Annotated in this window: 22 protein-coding genes and 1 pseudogene; 8 read left to right on the forward strand and 15 right to left on the reverse strand. The window is 71.2% G+C overall.

Features of this window, described 5'->3' with window-relative positions; genetic code table 11:
* Positions 1 to 10 precede the first annotated feature (10 nt).
* Entirely contained in the window at positions 11 to 898 is an 888-nt protein-coding gene (locus tag OHS33_RS00895; RefSeq protein WP_330328430.1) for an SDR family NAD(P)-dependent oxidoreductase, read from the forward strand.
* Between the two features lie 23 nt (positions 899 to 921).
* On the opposite strand, the gene OHS33_RS00900 is transcribed toward OHS33_RS00895, so the two are convergent.
* Positions 922 to 1,389 carry a DUF2269 family protein gene (locus OHS33_RS00900; RefSeq protein ID WP_330328431.1) on the reverse strand — a complete coding sequence of 156 codons (468 nt, stop codon included), beginning with the start codon at positions 1,387 to 1,389 and terminating at the stop codon, positions 922 to 924.
* A 176-nt stretch (positions 1,390 to 1,565) separates the two neighbouring features.
* On the opposite strand from OHS33_RS00900, the gene OHS33_RS00905 reads away from it, so the two are divergent.
* On the forward strand, positions 1,566 to 2,504 hold the full coding sequence (locus OHS33_RS00905; protein WP_330328432.1) for a GlxA family transcriptional regulator: 939 nt from the start codon (positions 1,566 to 1,568) through the stop codon (positions 2,502 to 2,504).
* Between the two features lie 36 nt (positions 2,505 to 2,540).
* Here the strand turns inward: OHS33_RS00905 and OHS33_RS00910 are convergent, their stop codons facing one another.
* Positions 2,541 to 3,104 (reverse strand): dihydrofolate reductase family protein, encoded by a 564-nt coding sequence (locus tag OHS33_RS00910; RefSeq protein WP_330328433.1) that lies wholly within the window; start codon positions 3,102 to 3,104, stop codon positions 2,541 to 2,543.
* Positions 3,105 to 3,269: 165 nt separating this feature from the next.
* Between OHS33_RS00910 and OHS33_RS00915 the strand changes: the two genes are divergently transcribed.
* Positions 3,270 to 3,902, forward strand: a complete 633-nt coding sequence (locus tag OHS33_RS00915; protein WP_330328434.1) for a TetR/AcrR family transcriptional regulator — start codon at positions 3,270 to 3,272, stop codon at positions 3,900 to 3,902.
* 6 nt (positions 3,903 to 3,908) lie between these two features.
* On the opposite strand, the gene OHS33_RS00920 is transcribed toward OHS33_RS00915, so the two are convergent.
* Positions 3,909 to 4,370 (reverse strand): cupin domain-containing protein, encoded by a 462-nt coding sequence (locus OHS33_RS00920; protein ID WP_330328435.1) that lies wholly within the window; start codon positions 4,368 to 4,370, stop codon positions 3,909 to 3,911.
* 96 nt (positions 4,371 to 4,466) lie between these two features.
* Complete coding sequence (locus OHS33_RS00925; RefSeq protein WP_330328436.1) at positions 4,467 to 4,940, reverse strand: MarR family winged helix-turn-helix transcriptional regulator; 474 nt, start codon at positions 4,938 to 4,940, stop codon at positions 4,467 to 4,469.
* 184 nt (positions 4,941 to 5,124) lie between these two features.
* On the opposite strand from OHS33_RS00925, the gene OHS33_RS00930 reads away from it, so the two are divergent.
* Together OHS33_RS00930 and OHS33_RS00935 are read left to right on the forward strand one after the other, a co-directional pair.
* A complete protein-coding gene (locus OHS33_RS00930) occupies positions 5,125 to 7,434 on the forward strand; it encodes an ADP-ribosyltransferase domain-containing protein (protein WP_330328437.1) in 2,310 nt (769 codons plus the stop codon).
* Positions 7,435 to 7,556: 122 nt separating this feature from the next.
* Positions 7,557 to 8,114, forward strand: coding sequence for a GNAT family N-acetyltransferase (locus OHS33_RS00935; RefSeq protein ID WP_330328438.1), 558 nt, complete (start codon positions 7,557 to 7,559; stop codon positions 8,112 to 8,114).
* A gap of 32 nt (positions 8,115 to 8,146) precedes the next feature.
* Here the strand turns inward: OHS33_RS00935 and OHS33_RS00940 are convergent, their stop codons facing one another.
* The 3 genes from OHS33_RS00940 to OHS33_RS00950 form a co-directional block, all read right to left on the reverse strand.
* Entirely contained in the window at positions 8,147 to 9,064 is a 918-nt protein-coding gene (locus OHS33_RS00940) for a DUF4436 family protein (RefSeq protein WP_330328439.1), read from the reverse strand.
* 31 nt (positions 9,065 to 9,095) lie between these two features.
* Positions 9,096 to 10,253 (reverse strand): agmatine deiminase family protein, encoded by a 1,158-nt coding sequence (locus OHS33_RS00945; RefSeq protein ID WP_330328440.1) that lies wholly within the window; start codon positions 10,251 to 10,253, stop codon positions 9,096 to 9,098.
* Positions 10,254 to 10,488: 235 nt separating this feature from the next.
* Entirely contained in the window at positions 10,489 to 11,772 is a 1,284-nt protein-coding gene (locus OHS33_RS00950) for an MFS transporter (RefSeq protein WP_330328441.1), read from the reverse strand.
* 148 nt (positions 11,773 to 11,920) lie between these two features.
* On the opposite strand from OHS33_RS00950, the gene OHS33_RS00955 reads away from it, so the two are divergent.
* Positions 11,921 to 12,280 carry an ArsR/SmtB family transcription factor gene (locus OHS33_RS00955; RefSeq protein ID WP_330328442.1) on the forward strand — a complete coding sequence of 120 codons (360 nt, stop codon included), beginning with the start codon at positions 11,921 to 11,923 and terminating at the stop codon, positions 12,278 to 12,280.
* A 15-nt stretch (positions 12,281 to 12,295) separates the two neighbouring features.
* Here OHS33_RS00955 and OHS33_RS00960 read toward each other — a convergent pair.
* From OHS33_RS00960 to OHS33_RS00975, 4 genes and pseudogenes are all read right to left on the reverse strand, one after another.
* Positions 12,296 to 13,279, reverse strand: a pseudogene (locus tag OHS33_RS00960) (glycoside hydrolase family 26 protein); the annotation flags it as partial.
* Between the two features lie 164 nt (positions 13,280 to 13,443).
* Positions 13,444 to 14,961: an InlB B-repeat-containing protein gene (locus OHS33_RS00965; protein ID WP_330328443.1), complete on the reverse strand. Its 1,518-nt coding sequence runs from the start codon at positions 14,959 to 14,961 to the stop codon at positions 13,444 to 13,446.
* Positions 14,962 to 15,103: 142 nt separating this feature from the next.
* Positions 15,104 to 16,084, reverse strand: a complete 981-nt coding sequence (locus tag OHS33_RS00970; RefSeq protein WP_330328444.1) for a zinc-binding dehydrogenase — start codon at positions 16,082 to 16,084, stop codon at positions 15,104 to 15,106.
* Between the two features lie 106 nt (positions 16,085 to 16,190).
* Positions 16,191 to 16,775: a TetR/AcrR family transcriptional regulator gene (locus OHS33_RS00975; protein ID WP_330328445.1), complete on the reverse strand. Its 585-nt coding sequence runs from the start codon at positions 16,773 to 16,775 to the stop codon at positions 16,191 to 16,193.
* A gap of 129 nt (positions 16,776 to 16,904) precedes the next feature.
* Here OHS33_RS00975 and OHS33_RS00980 point away from each other — a divergent pair, with 129 nt between their 5' ends.
* Positions 16,905 to 17,339: a VOC family protein gene (locus OHS33_RS00980; protein WP_330328446.1), complete on the forward strand. Its 435-nt coding sequence runs from the start codon at positions 16,905 to 16,907 to the stop codon at positions 17,337 to 17,339.
* Between the two features lie 111 nt (positions 17,340 to 17,450).
* The gene (locus OHS33_RS00985) at positions 17,451 to 18,281 is read left to right on the forward strand and encodes a hypothetical protein (protein WP_330328447.1); all 831 of its coding nucleotides are present in this window, start codon (positions 17,451 to 17,453) and stop codon (positions 18,279 to 18,281) included.
* A gap of 64 nt (positions 18,282 to 18,345) precedes the next feature.
* Here OHS33_RS00985 and OHS33_RS00990 read toward each other — a convergent pair whose 3' ends face one another.
* From OHS33_RS00990 to OHS33_RS01005, 4 genes are all read right to left on the reverse strand, one after another.
* Positions 18,346 to 18,591 carry a hypothetical protein gene (locus OHS33_RS00990; protein ID WP_330328448.1) on the reverse strand — a complete coding sequence of 82 codons (246 nt, stop codon included), beginning with the start codon at positions 18,589 to 18,591 and terminating at the stop codon, positions 18,346 to 18,348.
* Between the two features lie 145 nt (positions 18,592 to 18,736).
* A complete protein-coding gene (locus OHS33_RS00995; RefSeq protein WP_330328449.1) occupies positions 18,737 to 20,428 on the reverse strand; it encodes a YVTN family beta-propeller repeat protein in 1,692 nt (563 codons plus the stop codon).
* Positions 20,429 to 20,673: 245 nt separating this feature from the next.
* On the reverse strand, positions 20,674 to 21,315 hold the full coding sequence (locus OHS33_RS01000; RefSeq protein ID WP_330328450.1) for a bifunctional 4-hydroxy-2-oxoglutarate aldolase/2-dehydro-3-deoxy-phosphogluconate aldolase: 642 nt from the start codon (positions 21,313 to 21,315) through the stop codon (positions 20,674 to 20,676).
* Between the two features lie 57 nt (positions 21,316 to 21,372).
* On the reverse strand, positions 21,373 to 22,983 hold the full coding sequence (locus OHS33_RS01005) for an N-acyl-D-amino-acid deacylase family protein (protein WP_330328451.1): 1,611 nt from the start codon (positions 22,981 to 22,983) through the stop codon (positions 21,373 to 21,375).
* Between the last annotated feature and the right edge of the window lie 6 nt (positions 22,984 to 22,989).

Genomic DNA, 22,989 nt, shown 5'->3' on the forward strand with positions numbered 1-22,989 from the left:
CGTTGCGGGTATGAACACTCCCCGCATCGCCCTCGTCACCGGCGCCAACCAGGGCCTGGGCCGGGCCCTCGCCGAAGGACTCGCGGCCCGCCTGGGGCCCGGCGACCTGGTCCTGCTCACCGGACGCAACGAACGGCGCGTCACCGATGCCGCCCGCGAGGTGGCACAACTGCCCGGCACCCGCGCCCAGGTGCGGGGGCGGGTCCTCGACGTCACCGACACCGACGCCATCGCCGCCATCGCCGAGGAGCTGCGGAGCCGGTACGGCGGGGTCGACGTGGTGCTGTCCAACGCCGTCGCCCGCCTGCTGCCGGACGAGTCACAGTCCGAGCGCGCCGACGAGTTCATCGACGTGTCCAACAGCGCCACCCATGCGGTCCTGCGCTCCTTCGCCCCCGTCCTGCGTCCGGGCGGCCGACTGCTCGTGGTCGCCAGCAGCCTGGGCACCCTCGGCCACCTCACGCCCGGCCTGCGTCACCTGTTCGACGGAGCGAGCCTCGACCAAGTCGAGTACGCCGTCGAGTCCTGGCGCGCCGCCGTCCACCACCACACCGCCGAAGAGGCGGGCTGGCCCCGCTGGCTGAACGTGCCCTCGAAGGTGGCCCAGGTCGCCGCCGTGCGCGCGGTCGCCGCGGCGCGCCGCGAGACCGACCTCACGACCGGCACCCTGATCGCCTCCGTGTGTCCCGGCATGGTGGACACCGCGACCTCCCGCCCGTGGTTCAGCGGCTACAGCGGCGCCCAGTCGCCCGCGGAGGCCGCCCGGGCCGTGCTGGACGTGGTGTTCGCCGAACACCTCGACCCCTCCCTGTACGGCGAGTTGATCCGTTTCGGCAAGCCGCTGGACTGGCGCGGCGGCACTCCCCCGGTGGAACAGGACCGCATGCTCACCCCCTGAGCGGACCGCTCAGCGCCGTCGACTCATGCAGCCGTCGTGGAACCGGGGCGAATGATCATCAGCACGGTGACGGTGGCCCACAGCAGGTTGAAGACGCCGGTGAGCATCGCGAGTCGGGTGGCGACGCGGCGGTCCGGGGCGGCCCCACGGGCATCGGCGGCCTCCAGCGCGCGGTCCTGGGCGGGCAGGATCAGCAGGGCCAAGGTGGCGGCCGCGGCGGCGGTCAGCAGGATCGAGGTGATCAGCCAGCCGCTGCCGAGGACGCCGAGACTGCTGGCCGTGGCGAACCCGAGGACGGGAACCGCGGCGCCGATCGCGGCGTAGACGCGGCAGATCCGGTGCAGCGTCCGCAGGGTCGCGAGGGCTTCCCGGTCGTCCGGATCGCCGTGGAAACCGCGCAGCGCCTTCGGGAACATGCTCGCGGCGACGGCGACCGGGCCGACGGCCAGCACCGAGGCCAGGACGTGCAGGGAGAGGAGGAGTTTGGTCACGGTCCCGACGCTAACCAACTGCCGGCCCGTCTCCCAGTGGCACTAATGACACCTGCCAACGGATTCTCGCCATCACAGGAGAATGGCCACGGCCATGGCCATGACCTGTAGGAACAAGCGCCTGCACGTGGTTCCGTGGTCGAGCCGAGGCGGCTGGGAGCGGGTATGTTCTCGCCATGCACACCGTTGCCGTCCTCGCGCTGGACCGGGTGATCCCGTTCGATCTGTCCACCCCGATCGAGGTCTTCACCCGCACCCGTCTCCCGGACGGACGCCCCGGCTACCGGATCCGCGTGTGCGCCGAGCAGCCGGAGGTCGATGCCGGTTCCTTCACCCTGCGCGCGCCCTGGGGACTGGAGGGGTTCAAGGGTGCGGACACGATCATCGTGCCCGGTACCGCCGACCCCACCGCTCCGCTCGCCCCCGCTGTCCGCGACGCGCTGCGAGCGGCGGCCGACGACGGCACGCGCATCGCCTCCCTCTGCGTGGGCACCTTCCCGCTGGCCGCCACCGGGCTCCTGGACGGCCTGCGGGCCACCACCCATTGGATGGCGTCCGACCTCCTCGCCGCGACGTACCCGGACATCGAGGTCGACCCGAACGTCCTGTACGTCGACAACGGCCGGCTGCTCACCTCGGCCGGCGCCGCCGCGGGGCTGGATCTGTGCCTGCACATGATCCGCCGCGATTACGGTTCGGCCGTCGCCGCCGACGCCGCGCGGCTGTCCGTCATGCCACTGGAACGTGAGGGCGGGCAGGCGCAGTTCATCGTGCAGAACCACGCGCCCACCCCTCGGGGCTCGACCCTCGAACCGCTGCTGCTCTGGTTGCAGGGGAACCTCGGCTCCGAACTCAGCCTCGCCGACATCGCCGCCCAGGCGGGAACCAGTACCCGGACCTTGATCCGCCGCTTCCGCGAACAGACCGGCAGCACCCCGCTCCAGTGGCTCCACCGCGCCCGTGTCCGCCAGGCCCAGCACCTCCTGGAGACGACTCCCCACTCCGTCGAACGGATCGGCGCCCAGGTCGGCTTCGGCTCACCCACCGCCTTCCGCGACCGGTTCAAGCGGACCACGGGCGTCAGCCCCCACACCTACCGCCGTACTTTCAGCTGACGCCGGCCCCTCCTCCCCCGTGCACGCGCCGGGGGCTCACGGGCGGGCGTAGCGGAGTTGCACGACGCCGTTGCCGAAGGTGTGCGTACCCTCCAGGCGCAGCGGCACCGGTCCGCCGCCCAGTTGGGGGAACAGTGGGGTGCCCCGGCCGATCCGTACCGGGTGTACGTAGATGCGGTACGCGTCGACCAGGTCGTGGGCCAGGAACGCGGTGGCCAGCCCGGCCCCGCCCAGTCCGAGGTCACCGCCCGGGGCGGCCTTGAGGGCGGCCACTTCCGCCGGGACCACGTCCCGCACGATCGTGGCGTTGTCACCGACGCGCTGGAGGGTGCGCGAGTACACGTATTTGGGGGTGTCCCGCCAGATGCGCGCGAAATCGGCCGTCGGCCCGGCGTTCGCGGGGTCGGCATCGGCCGTCGGCCAGACGCTCTCCATCAGCTCGTAGGTCACGCGCCCTTCGAGGAGGCCGCCCATGGCACGGACCTCGTCGTTGGCGTGCCGGTGCACCTCGTCATCGACGCGGTGCCAGTCGATCTGCCGGTCGGGCCCTTCGACGTATCCGTCCAGGGACATCGACATCATGAGGATGATCTGCCGCATGGCGGCCCAGGCTACGCCCGCCGTCCGGCCCCTGGCGGGAGCCCACGGGCCCGCGCGCCGCGCTCTGCGGAAAATGCGTCCAGAACCGATGTTCTAGGCTGGCCTTGACGGGAAGCAACGGGAAACAAGTGGATCAGCCGCTATGAGACCGAGGACGACTGCTCGATGAGCCCGAAACAACAACGCGGCGAGGCCACGGTCGAACAAGTGCTGAACACGGCACTCGGCATCTACGCCTCGTCGGGCGAAGGCGGCCTCACCCTCAGCGCGATCACCCAGGCCAGCGGGGTCAGTTCGGGAAGCATCTACCACCACTTCGGCAGTCTCGACGGCGTGGTCACCGCGCTCACGCTGCGCTCGCTGGGCCAGCTCCTGAACACGCTCGGAACGGCGCTGATCCAGACAACACACGCCCGCTCCGGCATCCGGGCCGTCATCCTGGCCTACCTGGATTTCGCGCGGACCCAGCCGACCGAGGCCCGCCTCATCCACTCCGCCACCGCGGATCGCGAGGGCATGGCACAGGCCGGGCAGATCCGTGACTCCCAGGAGGCCCGGCTGGCGCCGATCGCCCTCTGGATCCAGGCACACCAGGACGCCGGTGAACTCGCGGACCTGTCCGCCCCCATGATCGAGTCCCTCGTCCTCGGACCGGTCGTCGCGGTCGTACGCCGCTGGCTCACCGTGGGCGACATCGACATGGACGAAGCCGCCCGGGTACTGCCCGACCGGATCTGGCGCTCGGTCAGCCCTGACCGGCCCGCCGCCCTCGCGTCATCCGCTGCCGCCTCCGGCTGAGCCGCGTCATTCCTCGTATCGGATGCCGTGGCGGGAGGCGATGAGGTTGAGTGCCTCGGGGCTGAAGGTCCCGTCGGGGTTGAGGGAGGCGGGTCCGGCTTCGGCCAGGTCCTCCAGGTAGCACTCCCAGCCGCCGGGTGAGGAGATCTGCAGCACGCGGGGCGATATGTCGGTGGCACGGCTGAGCGCGTGCGGAACCCCCTTGGGCAGGAGGACGAACGAGCCGGCGGGGAAGGTGAGGTCCTCGCCGTCGAAGTGCACGCCGAGTTCGCCCTCCAGAACGTAGATCATCTCGTCCGCGAGGTGGTGGGTGTGCCGCGGGATGTCACGGGCCAAGGTGACCTCCAGTAGCGAGAGGCGGCCTTCGGTGTCCTCCGTGCGCGCCTTGATCTCCATGGGCGGGGGCAGGGTGACGCGGCCGGGCCTGCGCTCGCCGGGCAGCAGCTTGATGAATCGGTCCTTCGACATGATGTTCCTGTCTCCCTCTGTCGGGTGATGGGGGCGTGCCGAGTGGTGGGTGCGTGCCGGGTCGTGGTTCACCGGTCGGGGTTCACCGGTCGGGGTTCACCGGTCGGGGTCGGCGGCTTGGAGGACCTCGGCCAGCCGGGTCAGCGCGGCCACAACCTGCTCCCGGTCCTCGCCGAGGCCGGCCAGCAGCTCGATCTCACGTTCCAGCAGGCGGGGCAAGAGCGTGTCGATGGCCGTCGCGCCCGTCTCGGTGATGGCGACCTCCGCCGTTCTGCGGTCCGCCGCGCTGGGAGCGCGCCGGATGTAACCACGGTCCTCCAGACGGGCCAGGCTCTTGCTCACCGCCACGCGCGAGATCCCCAGATGCGCGGCCAGGCGGCTGGCGATCACCGGCCCCGAGGCGTGCCGCAACGGAATGAGCAGATCCAGCTCCGGCGCGGTCACCGGCGCCGCCTCGTGGAGCGGGCGCAAAGCCCGCTCGTGCAGCAGGTGGACCCGCCGGATCAGCGCGATCACCTCCATCGGGGAGGTATCGACGCCCGGATGCCGCGCTGTCCACTGCGCACGCATGTCCTCTACGGAAGGAAGCACACCCACACCCACGCCCCATCAATCGTTAACCAGTGAACAATGCGTTCACGGTAAGCCATGCGGCGTGTGCAATGCAACAACGCCGCCTTCACGGGGCGGCGTTGTCAGTGGCTGCGGATACGTTCAAGGGGTTGCAAGGACCGTATTCCGACAGGAGTGGACGATGACCGAGAGCATTGAGCAGCCCGCGCTCAGAGTGGTGGTGACAGACGTCAACGAGCGTGTCGTGGAGGCATGGCGGGCGGCGTTCGCGGACACTCCCGGCATCGAGATCCGCCAGGGCTCGATCCTCGACGAGGATGTCGATGCCTGGGTCACCCCGACCAACTCCCTGGGCCGGATGGACGGCGGGGTCGACGCCGTCATCAAGCGGCACCTCGGATCCGGCATCCAGGTACGCGTACAGCGGGCGATCCGCGACCAGTTCGCCGGGGCCCTCCCGGTGGGCAGCGCGGTGTGTGTCCCTTCGGGGGCGGCCGTCCCCCGGTACCTGATATCGACGCCGACCATGGTCCAGTCCTCGCAGAACGTGAGCGCCACGCTGAACGTGGCCCTGGCGTGCGCCGCCGCGTTCCAGGCCGTACACCGGCAGAACCGGAAGGTGCCGGGCAGCATCCGTTCCGTGGCGCTGGTCGGGATGGGTGCGCAGACCGGGCGGGTACCGGCCAGGGTGTGCGCCAACCTGATGTGGACCGGCTACACCCTCTTCCACGACCACTGCTTCGAGGACGACGACGAACTGCGCGCCACGATCATCACGCAGTTGAACGGTATCGAGGACGCTCCGGTCGAGGAGCGGGTGCGCATCGTGCCGCCGAAGTCGGCAGCCCCTGCCCCCGCCCCCGACTCTGCCCCTGCCCCCGCCCCCGCCTCGGACCAGCCCGACGCGGACGACCCCCTGGCCCTCGCCGGACTGTTCGACGGCGGCGGTGAGCCCTGGCTCCCGCTCCTGAAGCCTGTCATCGAGGCGCACCCGGATGCCGCCCGGTTCATCGGGAAGGGCCGCAGCCCCGAGGTCGTCCCGGTCCGTGAGCTGACCTTCCAGGCGCTCAAGCCCCACCCGCCGCACAAGTGGAAGGTCGTCGTCTTCGGCCAGAACCCGTACCCGCGCCCGGAGAGCGCGACCGGGATAGCCATGTTCGACAACGCCTTCAACGACTGGAAGGACAGCCAGTTCGGCCGGGTCGTCAGCATCCGCTGCATCATCAAGGCGGCGGCGATGTGGAAGTACGGCATCGCCAAGAAGACGCCGATCGCCGACGTCCGCGCGCTGTTGAAGGAGCGGGACACGGTCCAGCCTCCGGAGTGGTTCCAGGCGATGCTCACGCAGGGCGTGCTGCTGCTGAACGCCTCGCTGACGGCCAGCGGCGACGGGGCGATGGGCACCGACCAGCACACGGCCTTCTGGCGTCCCGTCGCCGAACGGATCGTCGAGGAGATCCTCAAGGGCAAGCAGGACGCCGACGAAGAGGACCGCGGGGTCGTGTTCGCTTGGTGGGGCGCCCATGCCCGCAACCTCAAGCGCATCGTCCTGCGCCTCCAGGAGAAGTACCCGGACGTCGACGTCCGGCACATCGACCACGCGAACCCGGCGGCGCAGGGCGACATCTTCTGCGAGGGCGACCACTTCGCCATGGTCAACGAGGCCCTCGCGTCGCTGGGGGCCGACGGGATCGACTGGCTGCCGAGCAAGGGGTGGAACGAGGGCGCGGCGGCCGGACCGGGCGGTGGGGACGGGGGTGTCGCGGCACGCATGGGCGCCTTCATCGAGTCGACCATGAACCTGCACCAGCTGTACCTGGAGCGGCTCACCAGTGTCAAGGACGAGGGCCTGGTCCTCCCCGCGATCACCGGGGTGTTCGACACCCCGCTGATGGACTTCCAGGGCGCCGTCGCGCCGGTCGCCGCCGCGTTGTCCGGGCTCGCCGGACACATCGACCGCTCGCGCGACTTCGGCAAGCGGCGGGCGGACGAGATGTCCGGCGGCCTGTCCGCCGACGCGATCGCCGCGCTGTACCTCTACACCTGCGAGTCCGCGTTCTACCGCGAGATAAACGCCGTCCTGCGCTCCCCGGACCGCGCCAGGCTCACGCCCTACCTGCCGTACCTGCGGCTGCTGTTCTCCGCGGTATCGGGGCTGCCCGGTCACACGCAGCCGCTGTGGCGCGGTGTCTCGCTGGACCTGCGGGCCCAGTACCCGGTGGGCCGGACGGTGACCTGGTGGGGCGTCTCCTCGTGCACCTCCGAGCTGAAGGTGGCCCGTTCCTTCCTGGGCGGCCGCGGCAAGCGCACGCTCTTCGAGGTGACGTCCGCCAAGGCCGTCGGGATCAGGAAGTTCTCCGCCTTCACCGGGGAGGAGGAATACATCCTCGCGCCGGGCACGCAGCTCAAGGTGACGGACGTGAAGAGCGAGCGCGGCGGTCTGTGCACGGTCAAGCTGACCGAATCGGACGCGCCTCCCCTGGTGTCCTGACCCACCGTCCCGGGCCGGGCCGGCCCGGCCCGGGAATTCAGCGCGCCCGCGCTCGTGGGGAACGCCGGACAGCTCCGAAAAATCGTTTCCGGGCAGAGCGCTCAGTCCATAAGGTGCGGTCCGTGGACACCCGATACCAGCGACTCGTCGTCGCCGACGCCGACCTCCTGACCGACTTTCTGGTCAACGGTGCGTGGCCGTTTCACGGCCCGGCGGCGATGGACCGCGACGTCGTCCGGCGACGGGTCGAGGACGGCTTCTACGAGGGTCGCGAAAGCCGGACCTTCTGGATGGTCGAGGGCGGCGGGAGGGTCGGGCTGATCCGTCTCTTCGATCTGGCTGACGTGCCGGAAGGTGGCACTCCGATGTTCGACCTCCGGATCGCGTCCGCCCACCGCGGTCGAGGTCTCGGCAGGCAGGGCCTCGCATGGCTGACGGGGTATTTGTTCACCGAGTTCCCCGGCCTCGGGCGGATCGAGGGCACCACGCGCCAGGACAACCGCGCGATGCGCCGCACGTTCCTGTCCGGCGGGTACGCCAAGGAAGCGCACTACCGGGACGCTTGGCCAGGTACACGGGGGCGGGTCCACGACGCGGTCGGATACGCGATCCTGCGTCGTGACTGGCTGTCCGGCGAGACGACGCCGCCCGACTGGGACGATGAGATGCCCGTGTCCTGAGAGGGCGCCGGCCACCGTGGGCCGTTCCGCGGCTACGGCTGGCCGACGGGGTCCCGCGCGGGTTCGGGGTCCGTCGGTGGGGCGGAAGGGCGGCGGGGTTCGGCCCGGATGCCGATGATGACGACGGTGATGAGGCAGAACGCGACGATGGTCTCGGCCCAGAGGAACGCGAGGTAGTCGAGCAGGCAGCCGATCGGAGGGGTGCCCGGGGCCGCGTTGCGGAAGGCCGCCAGGGCGAACAGGGTGGCGGCCATCCAGCCGAGGGCGGGCCAGGTGAGGCCTTTGCGGCGGGTGACGAGGAACCATCCGCCGATCAGGACGGACACGGCGAGTGCCCACATCGCGACCATCATGAAGCAGGCGAAGACGAGCACGCTGTTGGAACGGGCCAGCCCGATGTCGAGCAGGGCGGTGCCGTCCTTCGCCGTCGCGGTGTCCACCGAGGCGGTGAAGAGCACGTCGTTGTTGGAGAGCTGGACGCGGACCGGAACCTTGTCGCCGCCGAGCACCGCGCCGAACTCGACGGGTGCCTCGTAGGCGTCGAAGGGGTAGTCGGTGATGGAGCCGCCCGTGAGCGCGACCGGTACGTCCAGGGTGGAGATGCGCTGGTGGGCCTTGAACGTCAGGTCGCCCCGGGTCGCGGTCGACGTCTGGAGCGTCAGGTCCTCGACGGGAGAGATCCCGCCGGCCTCGGCCAGCGCTCCCCGTGGTCTCACCTGGATCCGCAGCACCATCTCGCGCCCGGCGGCGTCGACGCGCTGGACGCTCGCGTCGACGTCCACCCGGTCGGAATCGGCCCGGCCCGCTGTGTACACGGTGTCCAGCGCCTGACGTTCACCGAACTGGAGCCACGCCCCCACGGTGACCGCCGCCACGATGGCGAGCAGGACCAGCCCCGGCAGCAGCGGGATGCGACGACCTGTGGGAGAGGGGCGGCTGGACTGGGACACGGTGGCTCCGGTGGTGCGCGGGTGGGGTTGATCAGGCGGCGGGTTTGCCGGGTTGGTCGTGGGTGGAGCAGTGGATGCCGCCGCCTCCGGAGGCGATCGTGTCGATGGAGACCGGGACGACGTCCCGCTTGGGGAAGTGGTCCTGGAGGATGCCGCGGGCGCGGTCGTCGGCCTTGCGGTCCCCGAACTTGGGCATGAACACGGCGTCGTTGGCCACGTAGAAGTTCGCATAGGTCGACACGAAGTCGTCGCCCTCACCCCTGATCCGGTTGAGGTCGGGCTGGGGCAGGTCGATGATCTCGAAGCGGCGGCCGCGGGCGTCCGTCTCGGTGGAGAGGACCGATTTGGCCTGGTCGGCGGAGCGGGACCAGGAGTCCGGCGGGGTGCCGGGGTGGGCGCGGTCCAGCAGGACGACGCCGGGGGCGGTGAAGCGTACGAGGCTGTCGACATGGGCGTCGGTGATGTCCTGGCCGCGCACTCCGGCCAGCCAGACCACCTTCTCCACGCCCAGGGTGGCCTTGAGGTCCGCCTCGACCGCGTCCCGGTTCTTGCCGCGGTTGCGGTTGTCGTTGACGATCGAGCTCTCGGTGATCAGCAGGGTGCCCTCACCATCGGTCTCGAAGGAACCGCCCTCCGCGACGAGAGGGGCCTGGATCCGGGCGAGCCCGTACTTCTGGAGCAGGGTGCGGCCGACGAGCGCGTCGTTCGCGTGCTGCTTCTGCTTGTTGCCCCAGCCGTTGAAGTTGAAGTCGACGCCGATGACCTCCCCGCCCTCCTCGACGAAGACCGGCACGGTGTCGCGCGCCCACAGGTCGTCCACGGCCAGCGGGACGACCTCGACCCGGGATCCGCAGGCCCGCTGGGCCGCGTCCACCTGGTCCGGCCGGGCCATCATCACCACCGCCTCGTAATCGCCGATCGCCCGGGCTATGCGTGCGATGTCCTCGCGCACATACCGCAGGTCGCCCTTCCAGACGGAGCTGAGGGCGGGCCAGGCCATGAAGGTGCGGGTGTGGCTCTCCCACTCGGCGCCCAGGCGGCGCCCGCCACCCGCCGCCGCGCGGCCGGGTGTGGCGTCCGGCTGGACAGCGGACGCGGAGGCGCCGTAGGCCGAGGCGCCCGCGACGACGGCGCCGATTCCGGCGAGGGTGCGAAGGGCGGTCCGACGGGTGTGGGGCAGGAAGGACACGGGAGGACTCCGATCGTGGGCCGGCGGATGGGGTGCATCCGGGCCGGGGCGGGCGCGGGAGTGTCGCGTAGACCGACGAACCGGGCTCTACGGACCATCGTGCGCGCTCCGCACCGCGAACGGCCGCTCAGCGCGGAGGCGGGGCGGCCACGTGTCGCCACTCTGGCACTGACTGAACATTCAGTCAACCGAGGGGTGGCGGCGAACCGGCGCCCCCGCTCCCGCACGCCGTCGCTCAGCGGGCGGAGCGGGCCGGTTCGCGGTGGAAGGGGGCGGGGTCGAGGCCGGAGCGGACCCGCGGCCGCCCGTCCGTGTCGTCGGCGGGCCACAGCCGTACGGCGGTGACCGCGGCGATGAAGGCGATGGCCCCCAGGGCGATCACGGCGGCCTGCAGTCCGGCCTGCGCGCCGAGCCAGCCGGCCAGCGGGTAGGTCAGCAGCCAGCAGACGTGGGAGAGGGAGAACTGCGCGGCGAAGGCGGAGGTCCGCTCCTGCGGCGGCGCCGACCGGCGGATCAGGCGGCCGGTCGGGGTCAGGACCATCGAGCACGCCGCACCGAACGCGGCCCACGTACCGAGCAGCGCGGGCCAGCGCCAGCCCCCTCCCCCCGCGGCGGTGACGATCCCGAGGGCGGCGAAGACCACGGTGAGGAGCAGGGCGCCCCGGAGCATGACCGCGCGGTCCGTGACCTTGTCGAGGATCCGGGGCAGCAGCAGGGCGACGGTCATGGAGCCCGCTCCGTAGGAGCCCAGCGCCAGGGCGACGTCCGTGGTGGAGCGGGCGAGGTGGTCGCGTACGTAGACGACGGTGTTGACGGTGACCATGGCGCTCGCGGCGGCGACGGCGAGGTTGAGGGCCAGCAGCGCGCGCAGGCGCGGGGTGACGAAGAAGAGGCGGCTTCCGGCGGTGGCCTTCGTGTAGGCGCTGCCTTCCCGCTTCGCGGCGGGGACCGGTGTGGGCAGGAGGGCGGAGACGACGAGTGCGGCGGAGGCGATGAATCCGCCGACGGTGCCGAGGAAGAGCCAGTTGTAGCTCATGAAGGCGAGCAGGGCCGCGGCCAGTGCCGGGCTGAACAGGTTCTCCAGGTCGTAGGCGAGGCGGGACATCGACAGGGCCTGCGTGTAGTCGCGCTCCTCGGGGAGCACGTCGGGGATGACTGCCTGGAAGGTCGGGGTGAAGGCGGCGGAGGCGGCCTGGAGCGCGAAGATCAGGACGTAGACCTGCCAGACCTGGCCGACGAACGGCAGGGACAGCGCGACACCGGCACGGGTCAGGTCGGCGCCCACCATCAGGGCCCGGCGCGGGATGCGGTCCGCGACCGCGCTGATCGCCGGTGCGATGGCCACGTACGCCACCATCTTGATCGCCAGCGCCGTACCGAGCACGGACCCGGCCCGCGCGCCCGCGATGTCGTAGGCGAGCAGACCGAGCGCGACGGTGGCCAGGCCCGTCCCGATCAGGGCGATGACCTGGGCCAGGAAGAGGTGCCGGTAGGTGCGGTTGCGCAGGACGGACAGCATCGGATCGTCCTTCCGGTGCGGGCTGGCCGGCTGGTCACTCCAGCGGCTGGTCACACCAGATTACACATCATGTGCGCATGTGTGCACATGATGGCGGGACGGGTGCCGGTACTGCGGCTCCGCGGGCCCGGGGACCTACCCTGTCCCCATGCCCATAAGCGAATCAGTCCCACCTGCGAGAGATGCGCACCTGGGCGCACCTGACGCCGCCCGCCTCACCGAGGCCGCCGAGGTCTTCGCCATGCTGTCGGACGCGACCCGGCTGCACCTGCTGTGGCTCCTGGCGCAGGAGGAGTCGGACGTCGGCTCGCTCGCGGAGCGGTGCGCCGCCTCGCGGACCGCGGTCAGCCAGCACCTGGCCAAGCTCCGCCTGGCGGGGCTCGTGGACACCCGCCGGGAAGGGCGGTACGTCCACTACCGGCTCCGGGACGGGCACCTGCGCCGCCTGGTCCAGGAGGCCCTCAGCCACGCGGACCACCGGGTCAGCGGCGAAGCCCCCCACGACTGATCACCGTCGGCCGGTGGAGAGGACCTCACGGAACACCTGTGAGGAGCGCGGGTTGCGGCCGCACTGCCACACGCCGTGCGGGCAGTAGTCGGTGATGCTGTGGTAGACCGGCTCGTGCTCGGAGATCCACCCCAGCATGCTCCGTACGTACTCGGGGTTGTCGCCGTTGCGGAAGAGCCCCCATTCCGGATACGAGATCCGCTTGCCGTGCGCCCGCGCGAAGTCGACCTGGTGCTGGAGCCCGTAGGGCTGGGTGACCTGGTCCTCGAAACTGTGGCCCGGCGGCTGGTCGTAGGAGTCCATGCCGACGATGTCGACCACGTCGTCACCGGGGTAGCACCTGGTCCAGGCGATCGCGTCACCGCCGCGATTGGGCGCGAAGTCGAAGCGGAACCGCTCCCCCTGCACCGAGCGCATGGCGGTGACGATGCGGCGCCAGTACGTCTTCCAGCTCTCGGGGTCGGGCCGGCAGCGATGGGTGTAGTTGAAGCCGTTCATCTCCCAGCCGAGCACGATCACCGTATCCGGCACCCCGAGGCGCACCAGGCGCTCGGCCAGCCGCCGGAAATGGTGGTCGTACGCACCGCGCGCACCGGTGCGGAGCAGCTCGGCGACCCGGCCGTCGGGGACGTGCGCCTCGTTGTGCTCCAGCATGGGCACGTTCAGGACGAACAGCCGATCGGGCCTCTCGCCCCGCCAACGGGCCCAACTGCGCAGGGAATCGGGTGCGCCCTCGATGTTCGCCCAGGTGTCGCCCGGCAGATAGGTGTGCCCCGCGCGCAGCTCGGTGCCCCCGAGCCAGCGCGAGAGTTCCTCCATCTTGTCGACACCGGGCGAGCCGTAGTGGAGATAGGCGCCGACGGCGGTCCCGGGCCCGTCGTCACGATGGGACGCCGCCCGCTGCGGCCCGGGCGCGGCGACGACGCCGCCGGTGACGAGCAGGGCGGCGACGACCGTACTCACGCAGGCACCCGCCAGCAGGCGGCGTCGATGGGACATCTCGTCTCCACAGGCTTCGCGAACCGATGTCTTCGTCAGCGACGTTAGACATCACATCCGGCATCCGGCCTGCCCGGTGCCCCGCCAGTGGGCCATTCGCGGCAGCCGGCCGCCGTCGCTTGGCCCGAGCAGGTGAAGATCCCGACTGCCACCGCGATCAGCGATCAGGTGCGGGTGAAGACCGCCTTGACGGCGTGGTCGGTGTTCATGGTGACGGTGACCTGGCTGCTGGTGACGTTGTAGCGGACGCCGTCCGCCTCCCACCACGCGACGCGGTAGCCGGGCGCGGGGTAGGCGTTGACGCTGAGGGTGGTGCCCGCCCGGTAGGGGCCGAAGGTGCTGGGGCGCGCCGTACCCCCCTGGGACGCCTCGACCGTGAGCCGGTACCGCTGCCGGGCGATCTTGAGGTCGCGGTAGCCGGCGACGATGGGGGTGGTCAGGCGGGCCACGGCCGCATTGTTGTTGTCGGCGTTGCCGAGCGGCTGCCCGTTGACGGTGTTCTCCGTGTTGGAGTACTGGTTCACCGCCGAGCAGGGGCGTCCGCAGGCGCTGGAGTAGGCCATGAGGGTGTGGAAGTCGCGGTTCCGGGTGACGAAGCCGGTGCTGTAGGGGGTGGTCAGGTACGGGGTGTAGTCCTGGCCGCCCGACTGCTCGTCGAGGGTGGCGCGGTCGTGCCACAGACCGAGGTTGTGTCCGATCTCGTGGCCGAAGTTGTACCAGTTGACGATCGAGGAGACGTCGACGACGGAGAACGCCTCGCCGTCGTTGGCCACGCCGCCCGGCTTGAGGAAGGGCACGGGCAGGCTCGCCTGCCCGGAGGAGCCCTGGGGAACGTCGTTGACGACCGAGACGAGGTCGACGCCGTAGTCCTCGCGGAGCTGGGCCGCGCGGGCTCCGAGCTGCAGGTCTGAGGGGGCGGACAGCTTGGGCAGCATGACGGAGGCGGTCTGGTCCCCGTCGTAGTCGGTGTTGTAGGTGCCGATGACGTCCACGCTCGCGCGGACGTTGCTGTCGGCGAGTGCCTGGTTGAGGTAGGACTCGGCGAGCCTGATCCGGGTCTGCATGGCCGGCTCGCCGCCGACGCGGCGCACGGCGGCCGGGGTGTAGCCGACGATCATGTCGATGATGACCGGATCGGATACCGCGGCGCGCTTCTTCAGCCGCTCCAGGCCTTCGCGGAGCAGCTTGGGGTCGGAGCGCGACAGGGGGCCGACATCGTCGCCGACCGGTTCCTTGCGGCGGCTCGGGTCTTCTTCGGTGATCCGCAGGCGGCCGGGTTCGTTCTGCGGGACGGCCAGGCGGAAGACGCGCTTCCCGACGTCGAAGTGGCCCTCGACGGAGGCCGGTGTGGTGGCCGCGCCGGGACCGCACACTCCGGTGACCGACAGCACGGCATTGGAGGAGGCCTCGTCCCTGAGGTGGCCGGTCCACGTCAGGGAGGCTCCGTCGCGGTCCAGCCGGTCCTCGACCACATGCAGTTTGACGTCGGAGAAGAGGTCGAAGGTGTGCTCCCTCGGGACACCGAAGGGCTGCTCGGCGCACAGCCACAGGTAGTCGTCCGCGTCGAGGTCGATCGTCCGGGACCGCACGACGTCCTCGCCGTACGGCGGAGCGGCGGCGGGGCGGGCGGCAGCCGGGGCCGTCCCGGCCAGGGGCAAGGCGAGTGCGCTCGCGCAGAGCACGGCTAGTCCTGCTCGCCTGACGCGAGGAGAAGTGATCATGGAACGACTACGTCACACCGCGCACTCACCGGCCGGGCCGACATTCCCGAAACCCCTTCCCGTCACCCGCCCGGCAGAAACAGCGGCGCGAAGAGCTGCCTGGTCAGTCGAGGGTGACGACCATCTTGCCGAGCGCTTCCCCGGCTTCCATGACCCGGTGGGCTTCGGTGATCTCCTCGAACGGGAAGACCCGGGTGGGCCGGGCCCGCAGGGCACCGGCGGCGACCTTGGCGTAGATCGCGTCCAACGGCACGTCGGTGAGCGGGAACGCGGGGGTGCCGAGGACGAAGGCGCTGCCGAAGAAGCTGAGCCGGACCCCGCTGGGGAGGTCGGCGATCGGGTCGAAGTCCCGCACCGGCTCGAATCCGCCCAGGAAGCCGAGCTGGCACACCCGGCCGCGCGGCCGGACCAGCGCCAGCGAGTCACGCAGGACGCTGTTGCCGACGACATCGAACACCGCGTCGACCCCGAGTTCCCGGTCCGCGACCTGGGCGGCGAGCGCGCCGTCGTCGATGAGCACGTCGGCGGCCCCGAGTTCCTTCAGCAGGGGCGCTCGCCGCGGGTCGCGGGTCGTGGCGAGCACGGTCGCCCCGTGATCGACCGCCAGGTTGACGGCGGCCTGGCCGAGCGAGGAGGTCGCGCCCCGCACCACGACGGTCTCGCCCGGCCGGAGGTCCAGATTGCCGAACAGGCCGCTCCACGCCGTGGCGTACACCTCGGGCACCGCCGCCAGATCCGCCCAGTCCAACGACGCGCGCACGGCCACCACGTTGGTCGCCGGCACGGTCACCAGCTCCGCGTAGCTTCCGTTACGGGTCCGCCCCATGCCGCCGAGGATCGCCACCACGGCTGTCCCTACGGGGAGTTCGCCCGACGGGTCGGCCTCCACCAGCCCGGCGCACTCGATCCCGGGGACGTCGGCGACCTTCCCCCAGGCGCCGCTGCGCATGTACGCCTCGGCGTGGTTGAGGCCGAACGCCTTGACCCGGATCAGCACTTCGCCGTCGGCGGGTACCGGATCGGGCAGTTCGGTGAGGGTGAGGACCTCGGGGCCGCCGTGGGCGGAGATGACTATGGCCTTCATGTCCCAGCTCCGTTCTTGAGGGGTCATTCAAGTATTGGTGCGAAGAAAAGGGCCACCGCGTGGGTGGCCCGTGGGCGTGCGGCCCCGGCGCCTGGTGCTGTGGCCGTCAGGCGAGAGCGGCGAAGGCGTTGTCGACGATCGCCCGCAGGAGCGCCTCGTCGGGGTTCGCCTTCCCTACGACCATCAGCCCCTGGCAGGTGGCGACCAGCAGCTTGGCGCTGCCCGCGCAGTCCAGCGAGGCGCGCACCTGGCCCCTGCGGGCCGCGTTCTGCAGCGCGTGCGTCATGCACCGTTCGAGCCGGGCCAGGTGGCCCCGCACGACGGCGGCCGCCTCGTCGTCCTCGGCGGCGTTCTCGATCGCGGTGTTGACGAGCAGGCAGCCCTGCCGCCCCTCAGGGCTGAGCAGGTCGCGCACCAGCCCGTCGAAGTAGCCGCGGATCTCGGCCACCGAAGCGCCCGAAGCCTCCAGCTCGCCCAGCTTCTGGGGGACGACCAGCGTGGAGTAACGCTCCAGCGACTTCAGGAACAGTGCGTGCTTGCCGCCCGGGAAGGCGCCGTAGAGACTGCCGGGCTTGACCCCGGTCGCCTTCACCAGATCCTCGATGGACGTCGCCCGGTACCCGCGCTCCCAGAACCGCAGCATGGCCACGTTCAGGACGGCGTCGGGCTCGAACTCGCGAGGTCTCGGCATGGGGAAAACATACATGAGCGACCATTCAAGAACAACGGTTGGCGCAGCACCGGGCCGCCTACGATGGCGACGCGCTCCGGGGACACCCGGGGCGCGGACACGAGCAGGTTTCGAGTGGTCGGAGGCGGCATGGCCAAGGAATTCCAAGTGACGTACGACTGCGCCGACCCGGGCGCGCAAGCGGCGTTCTGGGCCGAGGCGCTGGGCTATCGCACCCAGCCGCCGCCCGAGGGCTTCGCCGACTGGACGGCCGCATGGACCGCGCGGGGCATTCCGCCCGAGCAGCACAACCACCGGGCCGCCATCACGGATCCGGACGGCAAGGGGCCGCGGGTGTTCTTCCAGAGGGTCCCGGAGGGCAAGGCGGTGAAGAACCGCTTGCACCTGGACGTGCGCGCCGCGCCCGGCCTGAGGGGGGACGAGCGGATGGCGATGCTGGAGGAGGAGTGCGCCAGGCTGGAGCGGCTGGGCGCGAAGCGGGAGTACCGGCTGGAGGGCAATGACACGGACGAGGGGATGATCATGATGACCGACCCCGAGGGGAACGAATTCTGCCTGGACTGAGGGACGCCGCCCTCCCCCGCCGGCCGGGCCGGAACCGGATGCGCCGTGCCCGCGTCTCTCCCGCCGCAGGAGTGAGTGCCGTCACGCACCGACCGACTGGGGGAGCACGCAATGGCCGGGAGAACCTGGAGAACTTGGAGAACCTGCAGAGCGCTGGTCGCGAGTCTGGCCGTACTCATCGGCCTGACCGCGGCCGCGACCTCGCCCGCTTTCGCCGGTCTGAACGGGCCGGTGGCGGCCTACCTTGACCAGCACTGCGGTACGGACACCATCGGGAGCGGTACGACGACCATCGCCGTACCCGTGGACCGGGTCACCCTGAACCTGGAGGCCGTCGGGCACGACCCCGCCAACTCCAAGATCACCGCTGTCTACACCATCCCCGGCACGAGCAGATACGGCACCCTCTTCGGCCAGTTCGACCCGGCCAGGGGAAACGTCACCTTCAATTACACGGTGGGCTCCCCTCCCCCGGGCGCGACACTGAGCCTCAGCTACGAGGTCGTCTGGACCGACGGCACCTACTACAACAACACACTGACCCAGGCCCTGCTCCACTGCACGCCGGACAGTACCGGCGCGGCCGTGCGGTGGAACGACCACACCTACACCACCGTCTTCCAGCAGTGCACCAGCGTGAACCTCGGCAGCGGGACCCGGCCGCTGTGGGTCCGCGCGGAGGACGTGACCGTGCACCTGTCGCACGACGCCGTCGACACCGCCGCCTTCGCGGGACGGCCGGTCTGGGCCGACTACTGGATCCCCGGCCACAAGGCCTACACCTCGGGAGTGTCCGCGACCGCCGACTCCACCGGTGAGACCTGGCTGACGTTCCGGATGATCGCCCCGCCCACCGGCGCCGAGCTGGACATCCTGTCGAGCGTGCGGGACAGCTCCACCCGCACCTACCCCGGGCACACGTGGGTCACGATCTCCTGCTGACCCCACGACTGCCGCTGCCGCCACCGACCGGAGGTCGGTGGCGGCAGCGGTGTCTGTCAGACCGTCAGCGTGCGCCGAGGTGGGCGCCCTTGATCCACTCGAACTCGCCGTCGTTCGCGCAGGTCGAGGTCCAGACGGGTCCGAAGTGCGCGGGGATCGCGGCCGCGGAGGAGCAGTTGGACGAGAAGGTGCCGTGGCCGCCCGAGAAGTAGTCGAGGTCGACACCGTCGTGGGCCAGGGCCGCGCCGGCTCCGCCCAGCAGGATGCCGGCGGCGAGGACGGACGCGGTCACAGCGGAACGAATACGCATGATTCTCCTATTGATGCACAGAACGACGCCCCCTTGAATGGGTGCGACGTCCTGTCCAACCCCCGAAGGGCACTGTCAGGAACGGGTGTTCACTCCAACGCCACGGCAGAATCGTTTCAACGGCGCACGGAGCCCGCCCCATGGGTCAGGGGCAGGTCACCAGGACGATGGAGATCGCGGTGCAGGTGACGGCCGCGGTGTCGTTCGCGGGGTTGGGGTCGGTGGGCGCGGAGGCCGTGCGTGCTCCGGTGACCTTGACCGGGCCGAGGGTGAGCAGGTGCAGGGGGACGCGGAAGGTCTTGCTCGCGCTCGCGTTGGCGGCGATGGTCCCGTAGGCGCAGGTGACCGTGGCGGCGGCGCTCGTGCATCCGGCGGACAGGCTGGTGGCGGAGGCGCCGGGCGGGAGCGCGGCGGTCAGTGTCGCCGAGGTGACGGCGCCGGGGCCGGTGTTGTGCGCGGTGAGGGTGTAGGTCAGGTAGGGCACCAGGAGGCTCAGCTGCGGCTGGGCGGTGAGGCGGACGTCGATGTCCGCGGGCGGTGCGAGGTAGGTGTACTGGCCGGCCGAGGTCACCGGGCTGGTGCCGCCCGGGGTGGTGACCCGCACGTCGACGGTGCCGGGCGCGTGGGCGGGGGCGGTGACGCTGCAGGCGGTGGCGGTGCAGGTGACGCCGGTGGCGGGCGCGGCGCCGAAGGTGACGGCGGTCGCGCCGGTCAGGTGGGTGCCGGTGACCGTCACGACGGTGGCCCCGGATGCCGGGCCGGAGGCCGGGCTGAGGGCGGTCACGGCCGGCGCGGCCGCGCCCACGCTCAGCACGTCGAGGGTTTGGCTGCCGTTCTTGACGACATAGGCCAGGGTGCCGTCCGGGCTCAGCCCGGCATCGACGGGGCCGCCTCCGGCCGCCACGTTCCCGGTGACGGTGTTGGTCGCGGTGTCGATCACCGACAGGGTGTTGCTGCCGATGTTGGGCACGTACGCGGTCGTGCCGTCGGGGCTGACCGCCGCGCCTCCGGGGTTGCTCCCGGTGGTGACGGTCTTGGTGACGGTGAGCGTGGCCGGGTCCACCACGGAGAGGGAGTCGTCGCGGCCGTGGCTGACGTACACCGCTCCGGTGACGGGGTTGACCGTGACCGCGAACGGCTGGTTGCTCAGGGCCACGTTCGCGGTCACCGTGAGGGTGGCGGTGTCGATGACACCCAGCGTCTTGTCGCCGAGGTTGGTGACGTAGGCACGCGCGCCGTCGGGGCTGAAGGCGACGTCGCGCGGGAACGGGCCGACGGTGACCGACGCGGTGACGGTGTTGCTGGCGGTGTCGACGACCCGGATCGACCCGTTGGGGCCGGCGGAGTCGACGACGTAGGCCCGGGTGCCCGCCGGGTTGACCGCCACCGCGTTCGGGTCGTGGATCCCGGTGATGGTGGACGTCACCGTGTTGGTGGCGGTGTCCACGACGCTGACCGTGGCGGCGCCGCGGTTGACCACGTACAGGTGCGCGCTGTCGGGGGTGACCGCGAGCCCGCCGGGGCCGTTGCCGACGGGGATGGTGGCACCGACCGTGTTGGTGGCGGTGTCCAGCACGGTGACGGTGTTGCCTGGAGTGCCCATGTAGACGCCGGAGTTGCTGACGTAGACGTGCTTGCCGTCCGGTGCCACGGCCAGGTTCTCGGGGTTCGCGCCCAGCGGCACGGTGGCGATCACGGTCGGCGCGTCCGCGGCCGCCGGGGTGGCCGCCAGGGCGCTCAGGCCGGTCGCGGCGAGGGCGAACGCGACGGCCACGGCCGTGCGGCGCCGTCTGCGCATGCGGATGGGGTGCGGACGTAACTGGTTGATCGAGGACACGCTGGATCCCCCCTCAGGAGCCGCGGCACGACGGCGGGAAGCGGAGGCCCCCGGGAACCGGCGGTGGCGCGGTCACACAGGACGCACCGCACAGACACAGGCGCGTCCCTCGCACACCGTCACGGCGTCGTCCTGGCCGCGACAGCCTTCCGACCCCGCCCGGCAACCGGGACAGCGAAGTCCTCGACATCGTCCCAGCGAATGCCCACCCACCGCGGGAAACCTTCGCAGTTGTCGTTTTCAGATCAACTGATGACCGTTTCGGCGCACTCCGGGCAGCAGGGCCGGGCGAGTTCGGCGAAGAGGGCCGCGAGGTCGGCGGGGTCGGCTGGCAGGCCGTTGCCGACGCCGACCGCGGTGGCGCCCGCGTCGAACCAGGGCTGTACGGCGTCGGGGCGTATGCCGCCGGTGGGGATGATGACGGCCTCGGGCAGGACGGCCCTGAGCGAGCGGATGAACCGGGGTCCGCCCACATGCGCCGGGAAGACCTTGGCGGCGCCCGCCGCGCCGACGGCGGCGGCCACTTCGCCCGGGGTGAACCCGCCCTCGATGAAGACGGCCTCGCGCTCCCGGGCGGCCCGGCGCACCTCGGGCGCGGGGTACGGGGAGATGAGGAAGGCCGCTCCGGCGTCGAGGGCGGTGTGCGCCTGCGCGGCGGTGGTGACCGTGCCGAGGCCGATGGCCGCCGGGCGCCCCCGGCCGTCGGTGAGGGGGACCGTACGGGCCAGGGCCTCGGCCCAGCCCGGGGTACTGGTGGTCAGCTCGACCGCGCGGCAGCCCGCCGCGAGCAGTGCGGTGGTCTGGCGCACGGCTTCGTCGGCGTCGGCGTTGCGCAGCACGGGCAGCAGGCGCTGGGAAGCGATCACGGCGTAGGGGTGGCACGTCATGCGGGGCTCCGGATTCGTCGGTGAGGGGGTTGGGAGGGGCGAGAGGGCGCGCCGGGTTCATGCCGTACGGCGGACCGACTTCCCGGCGAGCGCCTGTGTCCGCTTGCCGTCCTCGATGACGAAGCGGCCGTCGATCAGGACGTGCGGGATGCCGTACGGGAGGGTGCGGGGCGCCTCGAACGACGAGCCCGCGGCGACCGTGTCGGGGTCGAAGAGGACCAGGTCGGCGCGGTAGCCCTCACGGACCAGGCCCCGGTCCGGCAGCCGCAGGCGGGCCGCGGGGCGGGAGGTCATGTGGGCCACGCACTCTTCCAGGGACAGCTCGCCCAGCTCGCGGACGTACGTCCCGAGGTACCGGGGGAAGGTGCCGTAGGCGCGCGGGTGGGGTTTGTAGCCCTGGAGGATGCCGTCCGAACCGGCCGTGTGGGCGCGGTGCTTCATGATGAGGCGGACGTTCTCCTCGTGTCCGACGTGCTGCAGGATCGTCGATCCGAGGCGGTCGCCGATCAGCAGCCGCCGGGCCGTGGTCCACGGGGCTTCGCCGCGCATACGGGCCGACTCGGCGATGGTCTTGCCCACGCACGAGGCCAGGCCCGGGTCGGATACTCCGGAGATCTCGATCGTGTCCCACGCGATGGGGACGCCGTGGCAGCCGTCGGATCCGATGTCTTCGAGAACGCGGCGGATGCGCTCGGCCGTCGCGTCGTCCGCCAGGCGGTCCAGTACGGCCCGGGGCCCGCCTTCGCCCGCCCAGCTGGGGAGCAGCGCGACGAGGGTGGTGCAGCCGGGTGTGTAGGGGTAGGTGTCCAGCGTGATGTCGGCGCCCTGCTCCAGCGCCCGGTCCAGCAGGGCCAGCAGGTCGGGCGCCTTGCCCTCGTTCACCCCGAAGTTCATGGTGGCGTGTGCGAGGTGGAGGGCGCATCCGGCCTCGCGCGTGAGGTCCACCATCTCCTGGTAGGCCTGGAGCGCTCCGGCCCCGTACGAGCGGTGGTGGGGGCAGTAGTAGCCGTCGTACGCGGCCACCACCCGGCAGAGTTCGGTCAGTTCGCCGTCCTGGGCGTACATACCCGGGGTGTAGGTGAGGCCGGAGGACATGCCGACGGCGCCCTGCTGGAGGCCTTCGGCGACCAGTTGGCGCATCCGGTCCAGCTCCTCGGGGGTGGGGGCGCGGTCCTCCCAGCCCATGGCGTGCATGCGGACGGTGCCCTGCGGGACGAGGTAGGCGGCGTTGACCGCGATGCCCTGTCCGTCGAATCCGCGGTCGAGGCGGTCGAGGTATTCGCCGACGGTCCGCCAGTCGAAGTCGATGTCACCGCCGTCGCCGTTCCAGCCGGTGATGGCCTGGCGCACCTCGGCGAGGGTCCGGTCGTCGACGGGCGCGTAGGACAGGCCGTCCTGGCCCAGGACCTCCAGAGTGACGCCCTGCGCGGCCTTCGCGCTGTGGTCGGGGTCCCGCAGCAGGGCGAGGTCACTGTGGGCGTGCATGTCGATGAAGCCGGGTGCCAGAGCGAGCCCGTCGGCGTCGAGCGTCCTGCGGGCGGAGGGCCTGGGGCCCTCGCCCTCCCTCCGGATCTCCTGGATGCGGCCGTCCTGGAGGGCTACGTCGGCGCGGTCGGAGTCCGCTCCCGAGCCGTCGACTACGCGGGCGTTGCGGATGACCAGGTCCATGGGGGG

This window comes from Streptomyces sp. NBC_00536 (assembly GCF_036346295.1).
Classification (GTDB): Bacteria; Actinomycetota; Actinomycetes; order Streptomycetales; family Streptomycetaceae; genus Streptomyces.